The 15123-nt window shown below is 61.5% G+C and carries 11 protein-coding genes; 3 read left to right on the top strand and 8 right to left on the bottom strand.

All coding sequences use genetic code 11. The features are described 5' to 3' along the window. Positions 1 to 506 precede the first annotated feature (506 nt). Positions 507 to 1619 (top strand): CapA family protein, encoded by a 1113-nt coding sequence (locus WN982_RS23475; RefSeq protein ID WP_341318067.1) that lies wholly within the window; start codon positions 507 to 509, stop codon positions 1617 to 1619. Between the two features lie 717 nt (positions 1620 to 2336). Then, on the top strand, positions 2337 to 4526 hold the full coding sequence (locus WN982_RS23470) for a transglycosylase domain-containing protein (protein WP_341318066.1): 2190 nt from the start codon (positions 2337 to 2339) through the stop codon (positions 4524 to 4526). 43 nt (positions 4527 to 4569) lie between these two features. Here WN982_RS23470 and WN982_RS23465 read toward each other — a convergent pair whose 3' ends face one another. Together WN982_RS23465 and WN982_RS23460 are read right to left on the bottom strand one after the other, a co-directional pair. Beyond that, positions 4570 to 5571 (bottom strand): MvdD family ATP-grasp ribosomal peptide maturase, encoded by a 1002-nt coding sequence (locus WN982_RS23465; protein WP_341318065.1) that lies wholly within the window; start codon positions 5569 to 5571, stop codon positions 4570 to 4572. A 143-nt stretch (positions 5572 to 5714) separates the two neighbouring features. Beyond that, on the bottom strand, positions 5715 to 6005 hold the full coding sequence (locus WN982_RS23460; protein ID WP_341318064.1) for a microviridin/marinostatin family tricyclic proteinase inhibitor: 291 nt from the start codon (positions 6003 to 6005) through the stop codon (positions 5715 to 5717). A gap of 640 nt (positions 6006 to 6645) precedes the next feature. On the opposite strand from WN982_RS23460, the gene WN982_RS23455 reads away from it, so the two are divergent. Next, entirely contained in the window at positions 6646 to 7236 is a 591-nt protein-coding gene (locus WN982_RS23455; protein ID WP_341318063.1) for a hypothetical protein, read from the top strand. 74 nt (positions 7237 to 7310) lie between these two features. On the opposite strand, the gene WN982_RS23450 is transcribed toward WN982_RS23455, so the two are convergent. The 6 genes from WN982_RS23450 to WN982_RS23425 form a co-directional block, all read right to left on the bottom strand. Beyond that, positions 7311 to 8843, bottom strand: a complete 1533-nt coding sequence (locus WN982_RS23450; RefSeq protein WP_341319391.1) for a methyl-accepting chemotaxis protein — start codon at positions 8841 to 8843, stop codon at positions 7311 to 7313. A 126-nt stretch (positions 8844 to 8969) separates the two neighbouring features. Further along, entirely contained in the window at positions 8970 to 10082 is a 1113-nt protein-coding gene (locus WN982_RS23445; RefSeq protein ID WP_341319390.1) for an aldose epimerase family protein, read from the bottom strand. A 188-nt stretch (positions 10083 to 10270) separates the two neighbouring features. Continuing rightward, a complete protein-coding gene (locus WN982_RS23440) occupies positions 10271 to 11161 on the bottom strand; it encodes an aldose 1-epimerase (protein WP_341318062.1) in 891 nt (296 codons plus the stop codon). Between the two features lie 284 nt (positions 11162 to 11445). Next, positions 11446 to 12525 carry a galactofuranose ABC transporter, permease protein YjfF gene (gene yjfF / locus WN982_RS23435; RefSeq protein ID WP_341318061.1) on the bottom strand — a complete coding sequence of 360 codons (1080 nt, stop codon included), beginning with the start codon at positions 12523 to 12525 and terminating at the stop codon, positions 11446 to 11448. After that, positions 12522 to 13562 carry an ABC transporter permease gene (locus tag WN982_RS23430; RefSeq protein WP_341318060.1) on the bottom strand — a complete coding sequence of 347 codons (1041 nt, stop codon included), beginning with the start codon at positions 13560 to 13562 and terminating at the stop codon, positions 12522 to 12524. Before WN982_RS23430 ends, yjfF begins: the two co-directional genes overlap by 4 nt. After that, a complete protein-coding gene (locus WN982_RS23425; protein WP_341319389.1) occupies positions 13559 to 15073 on the bottom strand; it encodes a sugar ABC transporter ATP-binding protein in 1515 nt (504 codons plus the stop codon). The genes WN982_RS23430 and WN982_RS23425 overlap by 4 nt, the downstream gene beginning before the upstream one ends. Between the last annotated feature and the right edge of the window lie 50 nt (positions 15074 to 15123).

Below are 15123 nucleotides of genomic sequence, written 5' to 3'. Positions count from 1 at the left end.
CTCCTGTTCCGTTCTGGCCGGGGCAAGGCCTGGCGACGCATCGCCCTGCGCGGGACAGGTCCCGATTGTAAAACTTCGCTTCGCGACGGCGAAGTGGTGGCGGACCGCCGTCCGATACCGAAGTCTGACGATCGGGAACGACATGCGCAGCGCCACTGTGCGGATCTCCTGTCTGGACGCTGAAATGTCGGCGAACTATGCTGAAAGCGTCGCGCGCAGAAATTTCGATTTTTCGACGGAAAAGCAACCGCGCCGTGTCAGTGGTTCCAACCCTCGGGAATGCCTGCGCAGCAAGGATTTCCGGCAAGAAAACGTGCAACATCGGCAACCCCATTCGAGCATGAAATCGTCGCGGCGGCGCGCATTCCGGCGATGGCCTCGCAAAGAGCTTGCTATCTCGAGACGAACGTGACGCTAGTTCGTAATCGGATGCCATCCACGCGCCGGAGTGGCGCTGCTGAGATACCCGGCTACTGGCGGCACGGGGAATTGCTTTGGTCTGACGCATGAACTGCATCACGCTGTTTCTGTGCGGGGACGTGATGTTGGGGCGTGGTATCGATCAGATAATGGCGCATCCCAACCGACCCCATCTCTTCGAGCCCTGCGTGCGTTCGGCGAAAGACTATGTGAGCCTTGCCGAGGCGAAATCCGGCCCCTTGCCGCAGTGTGTCCCGTTCGACTATGTGTGGGGCGATGCGCTGCACGAACTGGAGCGTGTGAGTCCTGACGCACGCATCATCAATCTGGAGACGGCCGTCACGTGTAGCGAGGACGCATGGCCGAGGAAGGGCATCCACTACCGCATGCATCCTGCCAATGTACCTGTCCTGAGCGCTGCGAAAATCGACTGCTGCGCGCTCGCGAACAATCACGTGCTCGACTGGGGCTACCGTGGGTTGACCGAAACCCTGGATACCCTGCATGCAGCCGCTATTCATACGGCGGGCGCAGGGCAGGACGAGGTCGAGGCGGCCACGCCCGCCCTGATCGACCTGGCGGGCGGCGGGAGAGTGCTGATCTTTGCCTTTGCGACGGAAAGCAGCGGCGTGAGTGAGGACTGGGCTGCCGTCCGGGGCCGCGCTGGCGTGAACCGGCTCAAGGATCTGTCCGCCGACTGCGTGCGCGTGATCGCGGCACAGGTCCATACTGTCAGGCAGCCTGCCGATATTGTTGTCGTCTCTATCCATTGGGGTGCGAACTTCGATTTCGACATACCCGTGTCGCAGCGACATTTCGCGCGCGGCCTCATAGATTCGGCAGCAGCAGATGTCGTACACGGGCATTCATCGCATCACGTGAAGGGCATCGAGGTGTATCGGGACAAGCTCATCCTGTACGGCGCAGGCGACTTCATCAATGACTATGAAGGCATCACCGGTGAAGAATCGTATCGCGGCGACCTCGCGCTGATGTATTTCCCCACCCTCGATCCTGGTACGGGCAAGCTGGTCGAGCTGTCGATGACACCGATCCAGACAAGGCGCTTCTGCATCAACCGGGCGCCTCAAGAAGGCATTCAATGGCTGGAAGAAACGCTCAATCGGGAGAGCCGACCTTTAGGCGCTGGTGTGAAGCGGCACGCGGACGATACGTTTGTGTTGCGTGCGGTGACTTAGGGCGCGTCTGGCGTCAAGTGTTGCCGCGAGCTTCGCCAGCCGTCTTGCCGAGGTAGCGTTCGAACCATTGCACGGCGTCTCAGGATCGAAAGTACGAATACGGCTTCAGTGACACCAGTCATTCACGACCGCCGACCTGCCAATGTCAGGAAAGCGACCCGTACCCGCCTGGTCTACGCCGATACTCGAATGACGGGAATGGCCGATTACACGACGAACGCGCTTGACTTGCGAGCACCTGCTACTTAAAAGCGAAGGCGACGACCGGATGTCTCGCGGAATTGGTCTGCGAGTAAAAAAAACTGGCCAGCCGCCGCCAAGTACAACGCTGCCGCCCAAACGCTTTAAGTTTTTTGCTCGGCGGCAACTGTCCGAGCGTTGAACGCGATATGGTTGTAATGGGCGGTGATGACGCGAACAAGCAAACAGGCGGCGTGACGCCTCCGTTAGACGAAGGCCGATAACGCGCGCCGAGCCGCCGCACTGTGGAGACGAACGCGAATATCGGGGCCGCGGCGCCGAAGGAAACGCTGCAGGATCCGGCCGCCGCAAAGCCGGGGCCACGGGCAGCGAGCACAGTCCACACGAAACAAATGTAATCGTCTGTTAATGCCGCGTGCCGCAGCCCTGTTTTGACGACAGAAGCGCCCTTCCGTTTTGGTACGATCCCGCCTTTTCCGCCAGCTCTCCGCCATCGTGCATCGTCGATATGTATCCTTGTTTCGTGAGCATTGCGCACGGTGGCTCGCCCGCATCCAATCGCGGGCCGCCGTCAGCACGATAGCCAGACTCGTTTTCAGCAGCGCGCTGCGCCGCCTTCGCCACCCGACGCGACGCGGCATCGCGCTGGCGCTCGCCGCGTTACCGGCGCTGTTCCTGCTGTACGTGCTTGCGCTCGTGCCGTTTACGCCGGGCATCGGCGACATCCGCAGAGCCCGCGTCGATCGGCCAGCATTGATTGTGTCGTCCGACGGCAAACGGCTCGAGGAGTTCAAGCCGGTCAATCGCGAGTGGGTGTCGCTCAAGCAGATCTCGCCGTACATGGTGGATGCATTGATCGCGACCGAAGACCGACGCTTCTACGAGCATCACGGCATCGACTGGAAGCGCACCGCATCGGCCGCGTTGCATACGTTCTCCGGCGACCGGCAAGGCGGCTCGACGATCACGCAGCAGCTCGCGCGCAACCTGTATCCCGACGAAATTGGCCGCGCGCCGACCCTCACTCGCAAGCTCAGGGAAGCGATCACGGCGTACAAAATCGAAGCCGTGTACAGCAAGGATCAGATCCTCGAGACGTACCTGAACACGGTGCCGTTCCTGTACAACGCCTACGGCGTGGAAATGGCCGCACGCACCTACTTTGGCAAATCGGCCGATCAGCTCGACATCCTCGAAAGCGCGACGCTCGTCGGCATGCTGAAGGCCAACAGTGCCTACAACCCTGTGCTCAATCCCGAGCGCGCGTTGCAGCGGCGAAACACAGTGCTCGGGCAGATGAACAAGTATGGGAAGCTCAAGCCCGACGCCTACAGCTGGTTGAAGCGACAACCGCTCAACGTCGATTTCGAGTTGCAGACCGCGCCGCCGGGCGCCGCGCCGCATTTCTCGGCGCAGTTGCGCAAGTGGCTGATCGCGTGGGCCGATCGCAACGGCTACAACATCTATACCGACGGGCTAGTCGTGCGCACGACCATCGATTCCCGTCTGCAGGCGATGGCGACGCAGGCAATGGACTGGCAGACGAACCAGTTGCAACGGATCGCGAACGACGCATGGAACGAACGCACAGGCTGCTGGCCGGGTAACGACCTGTTCCAGACATTCATCCGGCAGACGCCCGACTACCACGCCGTACGCGATGCTGGTCAATCGGATCAGGCCGCGCTCAGGAAGCTCGGCACGAACCCCACATTCGTCCGCGCGCTCTGCCGGAGCAAGACGCAGATCCAGGCGGGTTTTGTCGCGATCGATCCGCGCAACGGAGATATCAAGGCATGGGTCGGCAGCCGCGACTTCAGCGACGAACCGTTCGATCACGTGCAGCAGGCGCGGCGTCAGCCGGGTTCGACGTTCAAGCCGTTCGTCTACGGCGCAGCCTTTGCGGACGGCGCGCGGCCGAGCGATACGATCGTCGACCGGAACGTCGCCATTCCGCTGACCGGCCATGCGATCTGGCGGCCGACCGACGCGGAACCGCCCACGGACCGACCGATGACGCTGCGCGACGCGCTCGTGTATTCGCGCAACCGCGTCACCGCTCAGCTCATGCAAAAAGAACGCCCCGAGAAGGTCGCACAGCTCGCGCGCGCGATGGGCGTGCGCGAGAGTCCGCTCGAAGCGGTGCCGTCGCTCGCGCTCGGCACGAGCCCAGTCACACTCAAGGAAATGGTGTCGGCGTACAGCACGATCGCGAACCGCGGCGCCTATATCGAACCGCGCATGGTCACGCGCATCGAGGATCACGACGGCAAGGTGCTTGCCGAATTCGCGAGCGCGTCGCCCGAACAGGCGCTGCCCGCCGGCGCAGCGCAAACGCTCGTAGACGTAATGCGCGACGTCGTTAACCGGGGCACCGGCGCGGGCATCCGGACGCGCTTCGGGATTCGCGCCGACGTGGCTGGCAAGACGGGCACGACGCAGGACAACACGGATAGCTGGTTCATCCTGATGCATCCGCAACTGGTCGCGGGCGCATGGGTGGGTTTCGACGATGGGCGCGTGACGCTTGGCAACGACTATTGGGGCGAGGGCGCGCACAGTGCCTTGCCGATGGTGGGCGCGTTCTACGACATGGCGCTGCGCGCGAGAGTCATTGATCCGGATGCGCAGTTCGGCCCCGAGACCCGGTCACCTCGCACGGTCCATACGCGACGGCATCGACACTTCCTCTTCTGGAGGTTCTGATGTCGTCGCTGGCGGACGCGACACTCGCAAACAGGCGCGTGTGTCACCGACCTCTTTGGTTCGAAACAAGCAGGTGGGCGATCGCGCCGGAGAGCGGCAATCCTCGGTATTTTTCCAGCCAGAAGAACTCGCCCACCGGGTTGACCTCCAGAAAGACGTGATGACCATCGGGGGTGAGGATGAAATCTGCTGCGCCATAGTTGAGGCCCAACAACCGCATGAGATGCAGAAGTCGTTCCTCGACCTTGGCCGGAAGCTCATACGGTTCCCATTGATCGATGAGTCCAAAACCATCACGGCGCCAATCGATACGGGATTTTTCCGAACGCTGGGAATCGATGGCGGCGGTAAACACCCGGTCAGCGACGATTGTGGTCCTGAGTTCCAGGGCCTTGGGAACGTGTTCCTGAAAGGTGGCCGGGCAGTAACTGAGATCGGTGAGGTGTTCAAGGTCCTTGGTTTGGACAGAGTTGGTAAAGACCACCTTCTGTTCGCCTCGTTCATAGATGGCAAACGAGGACAAGGTTTTCATGACGATTCCCTGGCTGCATTCGCGTGCGAACAGACGCACCGCTTCTGGCTCATTGGTGATCACGGTGCGTGGAATCTCCAGTCCGACCTCTCTGGCGATCTTTAACTGGAGCTGTTTGTTTTCGGCGCGGCGCAGACGGTAGACGGGATCAAGATGAAAGGCGTCGAGGCTGGCGATCATACCCTGTACCACGGCTCGCGATTCGTCGATCGCGGCCCGTCTCAGTTGCGGGTCCATCGTCTCAGGGATGCGCTGACCGATGGCCACGCGCCGGTACCATACAGCGGATACGGTGCCGAGGTCCAGCTCGTAGCGGTCGCATGTGAGCACCAGGTGTTCCTGGTCGCCACTGTACCGGTTGCTAAGTTGAACGTTGGTGGGAAATTCATCGGTATCGAACCGATAGGCGATGCCACCTTGTTCCGCTACGGCATCCATCACCAGCGGAATACTCTCGTTGTCGTTGCTATGGGTGATAATCAGAATCACCGGCCGTCGATGCCGATCGGACATACTGTAGGCCCTCCGCTAAAGGATTCACTTTGCCTCGGATGCTCAACTAACACCGGAGCAGTTGACTGGATCATGTGGCCGACGCGAGAACATCGCGCCGGCCACTTAACGCCAGGTTCTATCTCGTCACGGATTCATAGAGACTAGCGGGGGACGTGGGCGACTTCTCCGTCTGAGGGATACGCCATCGTCACCGGGTGTGGCGTGAGAGAGTTATTCTGAATGGGAGCAAGCCCACTCCGGAGCAGTGCCTGAATATCGGGCAACTCCCCGATCGGCACGCCCTCCTGGTCGGAAGGGGCGGCCATCGTCACGGCTGAGCCACCGCGTAGAGCTTTCATCTCCTCCCCAGTGAGTTCCCTGGAGAACTGACCTTCCAGAAAATGCGCAAAAAACGGGACCGGTGACAGATCTTTGATTTTGACGTCAGACATGGTTGCTTACCTCGCTAAAAAGTTTGTGGGCTTTGAATGAGGCGCACGCCGCCTCCTCATTCAAGTAATCGCAACCAGCGTGCCAGTGGCCTGCGCGCTCTCCCAGCCGGAGCGTAACCACCTGTGGCGACGGAGAATTCCACGATGGATCGCGATCAAGGCCGAAGTGCCTGGAGCCGGTTCAGCCGAGTAATCGCCGGATAAACGCCAACGTGTGTCCGTGGTTTGTTGGCCGTTGGCCAACAGCTCATTTGCGCATCCCCTGCGAAGGAGCCAACTCGTCCCGGGACGCAATTCGCGAACAGATGGACGGCCAGGTCCCCGGTGACTATCGGTGACAATGGATGTCGGGCGACTGCTCCTGGCCGACTTCTAGCGTGGGTGCGAATGACCGGAAGGCCGAACTCAGCCCCACAGCGAACTTCCGAAGCCGCCCTGTTTCCCTTCTCCACGCCCGAACCTGAACGAGCGCGCAAACCGAAGTTGAAAAATTCGCCGCGACACCTCGTTCTATCAGACGAATAACCCCGAAGAGCCGTGCCCGGACCGAAACCATCAGGCGATCCGCGTTGCGTCGCGCGAGGCTCGCCGGGGTCGGCCATTCGGCCGTCACATCACGCGGCCGCTTCAAGGGGGCGAAATGTCTGCCATCAACGTATTGATCGTTGCCGACGGCAACCGTTTCACTTTCGATCCGACCAGCACCACCACCGAAGGCGTCTTCACGATCAACGCCTTCATTGGTGCACTTCAGGCGAGCACCGATCCGGTCTCGACGCACGACGTGCTGCTCGAGCCTGAAGAGAACACGCTCGCGATCATGAAGTGGCGCCTCAGCCAGACGGCGCCATCCGACCGGTGGTATCCGGTGCTGCAACGCTATATCTCGTACCTGGCGGGGCGAGTGAACGGACTGGGCGGGAACGCGGGCTCGATCGAACCTTCGCCGCTCGGCGTGCCACCCAAGCCGGCTCACGTCCACGTCGAGCACACGCGCGAATTTACCGGCAAGGTCTCTTCAATCGGCTACGATCGCTTCGGAGACTTCGACGGCTTCCGGCTCCTTTCCGAGGACGGCTGCGAGCATACGTTCCGAAGCCGCGAGCACGCCGTCGAAGACGTGGTCCGGTGTGCGTGGCGCGAGCGCGACGTCATCACGGTAATCGTGCATCGCCACGAACTGCATGTTCCGGTATCGATCGTTCTGCGGCGCGCGCCGCGGTTACACTAACGCTCGCAACGGGTCGCCGGTCCGCTTCGCATCGCGGCGCTCAGCGTGGTTCAACCCCTATCAAGGACGCGCTCTCAACGATGCTCATCGGAATCCAGTTTGAACGTGGCTACAGCGCTGCTCAGCAGCACGGCCTGTTGTTCGAGCGACTGTGCAGCGGCACTTGCCTCTTCGACGAGCGCGGCGTTTTGCTGCGTCGTTGTATCCATCTGCACGACTGCCTTGCTGACTTCTTCAATGCCTCGGCTTTGCTCCTGAGCGGCATCGTATATCTCGATCATCAGTTCGCTCACTGACGTCACCGACGATAAGACGTCGGTCATAGTGTGGCCCGCACGCTCGGCGAGCGCCGAGCCTTCGGCGATCTTTCCAACCGTGTCATCGATTAACTGTTTGATTTCCTTCGCTGCCTGGGCGCTGCGCTGGGCGAGGCTTCTGACTTCGCTCGCGACCACGGCGAACCCTCGCCCCAGCTCGCCCGCCCGCGCGGCCTCCACCGCAGCGTTCAAGGCAAGAATGTTCGTCTGGAAGGCGATGCTGTCGATCAAGCCCACGATCTCAGCAATCTTGCTGGAATGAACCGAAATGCTCTGCATGGTTCTGACAACGTCGTCGACGACCTGTCCGCCAGCGGACGCCGTCTGCGATGCTGTCAACGCCTGTCTACTCGCCTTGTCAGCATTCTCCGCGTTTTGTTTCACCGTGGAGGTCAACTGCTTCATGCTTGCCGCCGTAATCTCGAGCGAGGCAGCCTGCTGCTCCGTGCGGCGCGACAGATCCGCACTACCGGAGGCAATCTCCTGAGCGCCGCAGTTGATTGTCTCGGTGCTCGTGCGCACGCTTCGCACGGTCTGGACCAGCGCCTCCTGCATCGTCTTCAGGTCGGCGAGCAGCGCCCCCATTTCGTTGCGGTGCTGAATCAGCACATCTCCGCTCAAGTTGCCGGATGCGATGCGCCGCAGGTGCTCCATGATCTGCGCAACCGGACGGACCACAATTCCGACCAGCATTGCCCGCGCGAAAATGCCGATCGCTAGCGCCGCGATTGCCGTTCCTGCAAGCATCGCAACCATCATCCGGAAGCGCGTCTGCGCTTGTGCATAGCGCGCGCGCTGGCTGTCAATGACGGAATTTTCATTCTCCCTCATCGTGCCCTGGTAGGCATTGACGAACGCCTGGGTTTGTTTGCCTTGCAGTTCCTTGAAGCCGCCGAAGTTCATGTGCTCGAGTGCCTCCAATTCCGGAAGCACCGCCTTGTCGAGGACCGCACGACGTTGCGCTTTCAACTGCGTCGCGGCCTGTGATTGCGCATATTGGGACTGCAACGAAAGGAAACTGGAGAACTGGCGATCAGATTCGCGAATATCCATGCGTGCCGCATCGAGCAGTGCGGGTTCGGGATCCCCTAACCCGTATAGCGCCTGGTAGCTGTCGAGCGAAACGCGAGCGCGCTGAAGCAGTGCATCGCTAGTCTTGAGCGCGACCAAAGCACTCGTATCCGTTTCGTACATTTCACGTAGCGCGTCATTGCTTAGCTTTAGCGCCCCGATGCCTGCAACGCTCACGACGGCGAGAATCGTGACGAATACTGCGATCACGAGCGTCATACCCGCACGGATGGTCAAACCTTTGAACATGCTCTCCCCTTTATGTAGCGACCTGGCGAATCCAGCGACGAAGCGTGCGACTCGGCTAGAATCGCTTACCGCACCTGCAATACCGCGGTGAGTTCTCTACTGCTCTGTCTCCCTTGCCAGTACGCCTGTCTGGTATACCGTCACCTGACGATACGGGATCTCACGCGTCGCTATGACCGCACGACTGTCTGGCATGTTGATCTGGTTCGGAAACCCGCCTGCCTCCAGACAGAAGCCGGCGTGGTTTCGATAGGGCACACCACCTCGTCCCTGTGTTCCGCCGAGCCTGTTTCCGCAGTAAAACTGCAACCCGGCCTGGTCGGTCGATACGGTCAGCATGCGTCCGCTTTCCGGGTCGACCACTGTTGCTACCGGGCGCACCCCCGATGATTCCACGAGTCCGGGGCTCGACGTATCCGTTGGCATGTCTGCCCCGCCACGCAGCACGTAACAGTGGTCGAAACCCTGAGCGAGCTCCAGCTGAGGATGGCGAACATCCAGCCTCGAACCAATGGATGCTTCCCGCCGGAAATCGAACGGGCCGCCGTCCACGGGTGTGCACTGGCGAGGGATAAGCGCTGCATCAACCTCAAAATACGCGTCCGACTGTATCCTCATCCGGTGTGCGCGGATGTCGCAACCCGGCCGGGCCGCGAGGTTGAAGTAGGGATGACTCGTCAGGTTAACTGGCGTTGTACGATCCGTGAGTGCCAGATATTCAATCGCCAGTGCATTATCTTCACTCAATGTATAGCGGACCTGCACCTGCAGGTTACCTGGAAACCCACCGTCACCATCAGGTGAATCCTGCCGCATGATGACCGAGTCACCATCCTGTTCGGACTCCCACAGGATCCGGTGAAATCCGTTCACTCCGCCATGCAGCAGATTCTGACCTTCGTTCGGAATCAGCGGATATTCGACACCGCCCAGATTGAACCTTGCTGCCTCAATCCTGTTGGCCCAGCGACCGACAAGCGCTCCCATATACGCGCCGGACGCCAGGTACTCACCGGGGGTGTCATGACCCAAGAGGATCTCGCCTGGAAGGCCGTCCCTGTCCGGCGCTATCCACGAGACAAGCGCCGCACCCAGTTCGCTAATCCGGATACTCACGCCCTTCGTGTTCCTGAGCGTAAACGTCCGTACGTTTCTCCCGTCGGGCAACGAACCCCAGGAGGTGACCCTCACCCTCTCAGCCCCATTCATCTTGTTCGACAGCACAGACCGTCACCTCCGCAAAAACATATTCGAGAATACGACCGCCTCGATCGCCGCCCCACAGCCTTCACGAGCAGTATCCGTCCAGCACGACCTTCGTTGCGTGACACGTGGCACGCCGTGCGCATCGCGCGAACCTTGCCCGCGCAAGGTCGCCCAAGGAGGCGTCACTCCAATCACTGTCGTACAGTTTTTGTCGGCAATCCCAGACGTTCGACAGTGAAACTGAAGCGGCGAGACAGTCTTTCGCCGGCAGCGAGCATGGTCAGGCTATTTGCCTCGCTCCCCACAGGAAGAGACACCGCACTAGCCCGGCCATCACCTGGCTGGAAGCAGAAGAAGCTCCCCTGACGTGGCGTATAGAGCGCGTAGTGGGCAGTGTTCGCGGAAATCGTCAGCGAGAACTGGCGCGTGGGCCACTCCACGAGCGCACGGCCGCCCCAACCAGTAAACACATGATCGACCAGCGACCGCGGCAACGGATAGGTCACACCGAATTGCCAGGCGGGTGGAGTCGGAACGTGCCGCGGCGCCTCTCCATCATCCCTGGTGAGCCACAGGCCACTGGCCGGCGCACACAGTCCGGTGTCTGCATCACGTACCAGAAATGGACGAACGCCGATCCCGAAAGGTAATGTTCTACGTCCCCTGTTTTCGATCTCGACCGTCACCGTCAGCGTCGGTCCGTCAATCTGATACGCCTGAATGGCGTGATACGGTTTCCGCAAGGTGCCCGCGGTTCTCAGCCGCACGCACCTTGCGTCCGCCCATTCAATTTCCCAATCTTCTCGAACACGAGCATCACCGACCGGGACCCGATCTTCGGCGCAATCGCACGGTGTTCCAAACGGACACCCTCCAGGACACGACTGCCGCCCGTCCAAACAGGAAGGAGTCGAAAATACCGGATGACATGCGATTTGCCTGATATCCACTCCCGACGTAACCGCCGAAGGCGGGAGAAACACAGGCACCCACATACCAAGATCATTCCAGTCAAACCGGGTAACGCCGCCAACCACGCCTGGTACGACTTCAAGCTTCAGATAGGCGTTGGCAAGTGTCACACAGTGGCCGGCGTTCACAGCCCCGTTTGATCTGCCGGCGCTCCTCCGTGCGATGTCCATGACGGCTGAAGCAACCGAATCGACCTCGCGGGGATCTACCATGTACATACCCCACTCCCTCCAGACAAAACGCCTGTCAGTCGTCCGTTTCATCCTGCTTCTGGACGACTTTCAGTTCGCTGGTTATGCGCATGTGACAGCGCAACTTCCGTCGAGACCGCAATCTAACGAGTACCCGTTTGTTGTCCCACGCCACCGGCTCACCCGCTGCGGGGGCAAGCCGCTCACGTCATCGTCACGAGATCGGCCTCATCACCAACGCCCGCTGGCGGTCGCCGCTTGCCAGGAGGCGCCTGCAGCCTCGCGTCGAGCCCTGTGCCACCTGACTGCCGCCGCATCGCGTGCCGCTCGATAATCCGCTGCAGCAGACAGAACACACACAGCAGCGCGCCGATCACGATGCGCGTCCACCATGAACTCAGCGTGCCATCGAACGTGATCAGCGTCTGGATCGTGCCGAGTATGCCGACACCGAACAACGAGCCGATCACATAGCCGACGCCGCCGGTCAACAACGTGCCGCCGATCACAGTCGCGGCGATCGCGTCCAGCTCCATCCCCTGCGCCTGCAGCCCGTAGCCAGACAGCACGTACAACGTGAACACGACCCCAGCGAGCGCCGAGCACAGGCCACTCAGGGCATACACGGCGACCTTCGTACGCGCGACCGGCAGCCCCATCAGCAGCGCCGAGCGCTCACTGCCCCCGACCGCATATACGTTGCGCCCGAAGCGCGTGAAGTGTGCAACATAGATTGCGGCGGCGAGCGTCGCGAGCGCCATCAGTGCGCCCGCATTGAGCGAGCCGCTGCCGATCGGCACGCTCAGGCCGGCAATCGCATGGAACGTCGGTTCGTTAATCGTGATCGATTGCGTCGTGATCAGGAAGCATGCGCCGCGTGCAAGGAACATGCCGGCAAGCGTCACGATGAACGGCTGCAGGCGGAAGAAGTGGATCAGCACGCCCATCGCCGCTCCGTAAAGCGCACCGAACATCAGCACGAGCGGCACGATTACCCAAATGGGCCAATGCAGCCGTTCAGCGCCGACCGCACAGAGGATCGTCGTCAGTGCGACCACTGCTCCAACCGACAGGTCGATACCGCCAGACACGATCACGAACGTCATGCCGATGGCGACGATCAACAGAAACGCGTTGTCGACGAACAGACCGGTCAGCACCTGCATCGAGAAGAAGCCCGTGTACATCACCGAGCCGAAGCCGAACAGCGCAGCAAACAGCACGATCGTCACGACGATCGGCAGAGTACGGGGGTCGGCCAGCCGGCCAATCAGCCTGTTCATGATGAAGTCATTCCGGTGGATGCGCGGGACCGCGCGAAGGAGAAAAATCGCATTAGCTGCTTGACGAGCAACGCGCGAGCTGCCTCGGACTGGATCACGCTGACCACCACCACGACGATGGCCTTCACGACAAGCGTCGCCTCCGGCGGCACGCCGATCGAGTACGTCGTATAGGTCAGCGTCTGAATGATCAGCGCGCCGAGCACCGTACCCGCCAGGCTGAAGCGGCCGCCTAGCAGTGAGGTGCCGCCGAGCGTCACCGCGAGAATCGCGTCGAGCTCGAGCAGCAGTCCCGCATTGTTGCCGTCCGCGCTGCGCACGTTTGAGCTCGCGATGATCCCGGCAATCGCCGCCATCAGCCCGCAGAACACGTAGACGCTGAACACGATCGCGCCGGAGCGCAAGCCGACCAAACGGGTCGCAACGGGATTCACGCCAATGGAGCGAATGAAGAGCCCGAGCGCGGTACGGTTCACGAGCAGCGCGCTCGCCACCGTCACGGCGATCGCGATCCACACCGCGCACGGCACCGTCGCGAGATAGCCGTCGCCGAGCCTCAGGTAGCCCGGCGCGTCGATCGGGATAATCTGGCCGCCCGTCAGCAACTGCGCGATGCCGCGCCCGGCGACCATCAGGATCAGCGTCGCGATGATCGGCTGCATGCCGACGAACGCCACCAGCAATCCATTCCACATGCCCGCCAGCAGCCCCACGCCGGCTGCCGCGAGCAGCGCCTCGCCGACGTGGGACGGGTCCGCTTCCAGGACGATGGAAGCCGCCGCGCCAGCAATCGCAACGGTCGCGCCGACCGAGATGTCGATGCCGCGCGTCGCGATCACAAGTGTCATGCCGAGCGATACGATCACGAGCGGCGCCGCCCGATTCAGGATGTCGATCGGTGCGCCGAACAGGTGGCCGTCGAGAATCGTGATCGACAGGAAGCTGGCCCGATGCGCGAGGTCGAGCGCGAATAACAGCACGAGCGTGAGCGCCGGCCAGATCAACTGATGACGAAGCAATGCCTGAATCCGTCTCATGACTGGCCTCCGGCGATGAGTCGATACACCTCATCTTCCGACAGCCTCTCGCCGGAAACCTCCGCGACCTTGCGCCGATCGCGCAGCACGGCGATCCGGTGGCTCACGCGCACCACCTCGCTCATCTCCGAAGAGATGAACAGGATAGCAAGCCCCTTCGCGCACAGCGAAAGCACGCGATCCATGATGTCGAACTTCGCGGCCACGTCGATGCCTCGCGTCGGTTCATCGAGAATCAGCAGCTTCGGCTCGGTCGCGAGCCAGCGCGCGAGCAGCACCTTCTGCTGATTGCCGCCTGAAAGCAGTCCGATCGGTTGCTCGGCGTCGCGCGCCTTGATGCCGAGGCGCGCGATGTAGTCGTCGGCAATCTCGCGTTGCCGCGCCCGGCTCAGCATGCGCCACCAGCCGCGCCGCGCCTGCAGCGCGAGAATGATGTTCTCGCGGATCGACAGCGCAGCAACGATGCCCTCCTTCTTGCGATCTTCGGGACAATACGCGATGCCGTGCCGCACAGCATCGCGTGGCGAAGCAAGCTTCACGCTCTGTCCGTCGACCAGCATCGTGCCGGCGTCCGGGCGCTCCGCTCCGAACACGAGCCGCGCCGTCTCGGTGCGGCCCGAACCGAGCAGCCCCGCGAGCCCGAGAATCTGCCCCGGACGCACATCGAGATCGACCGGATTCATCAGACCGCGCCGGCCCACGCCCTGCATCGACAGGAAAGGTGCCGCGCGATTGTCCTCGCGGGCGACGTCCGAGGCGCCATCCTTCAGCCGTTCGCTCATACGCTCATGGCCCGTCATCTTTGCTACGAGCAACTCGACGGGTAGGTCCTTCGCGAGATATTCACCTTCGCGCTCGCCGTTGCGCATCACCGTGATGCGATCGGACACAGCGTAGGTTTGCTCAAGAAAATGCGTCACGAACAGGATCGCCATGCCCGACGCCTTCAGTTGCCGCAACACGGCAAAGAGCCGCGCAACCTCACCGTCGTCGAGGCTCGAGGTCGGTTCGTCGAGAATCAGCACGCGTGCATCGACCGACACCGCCCGCGCGATCGCGACCATCTGCTGCACCGCGATCGGATAGGCGTCGAGCGAGCGCGTGACATCGAGGGAAAGGTCCAGGTCCGCGAGCGCTTCACGGGCGCGCGCGTTGATTGCCTTCCAGTCGATCGCACCACGCCTCTTCGGCTGCCGGCCGGCGAAGATATTCTCCGCGACGGACAGGTTCGGACACAGGTTCACTTCCTGGTAGAGCGTCTGGATGCCCGCGGCTTCGGCCTCGAGCGGGGCCGCGAAGCGCACGGTCTCGCCACCGAGCCGGATCTCGCTGGAATCGTGCCCGAACACGCCGGTCAGCACGTTGATCAGCGTTGACTTTCCCGCGCCGTTCTGGCCCATCAGCGTATGAATCTCGCCGGGAAAGAGGCGAAAATTCACCTGTTGCAGTGCCTTGACGCCTGGAAACGTCTTGTCGATGCCGATAATCTCAAGAATGGGTGTGTGGATCATGGGCGAATGGGACATGAAGACCGTCCCGTCAAAGTGGTCGAAGACACAGC

This window comes from Paraburkholderia sp. IMGN_8 (assembly GCF_038050405.1).
Taxonomy (GTDB): domain Bacteria; phylum Pseudomonadota; class Gammaproteobacteria; order Burkholderiales; family Burkholderiaceae; genus Paraburkholderia.
This window is presented reverse-complemented; position numbering and strand designations above follow the sequence as displayed.

Coding starts and splice junctions, on each gene's coding strand:
- WN982_RS23425 (WP_341319389.1), bottom strand. CDS start 15,073: ATGATCCACACACCCATTCTTGAGATTATCGGCATCGACAAGACGTTT.
- WN982_RS23430 (WP_341318060.1), bottom strand. CDS start 13,562: ATGAGACGGATTCAGGCATTGCTTCGTCATCAGTTGATCTGGCCGGCG.
- WN982_RS23460 (WP_341318064.1), bottom strand. CDS start 6,005: ATGTCTGACGTCAAAATCAAAGATCTGTCACCGGTCCCGTTTTTTGCG.
- WN982_RS23455 (WP_341318063.1), top strand. CDS start 6,646: ATGTCTGCCATCAACGTATTGATCGTTGCCGACGGCAACCGTTTCACT.
- WN982_RS23450 (WP_341319391.1), bottom strand. CDS start 8,843: ATGACGCTCGTGATCGCAGTATTCGTCACGATTCTCGCCGTCGTGAGC.
- WN982_RS23465 (WP_341318065.1), bottom strand. CDS start 5,571: ATGTCCGATCGGCATCGACGGCCGGTGATTCTGATTATCACCCATAGC.
- WN982_RS23445 (WP_341319390.1), bottom strand. CDS start 10,082: ATGAATGGGGCTGAGAGGGTGAGGGTCACCTCCTGGGGTTCGTTGCCC.
- yjfF (WP_341318061.1), bottom strand. CDS start 12,525: ATGAACAGGCTGATTGGCCGGCTGGCCGACCCCCGTACTCTGCCGATC.
- WN982_RS23475 (WP_341318067.1), top strand. CDS start 507: ATGAACTGCATCACGCTGTTTCTGTGCGGGGACGTGATGTTGGGGCGT.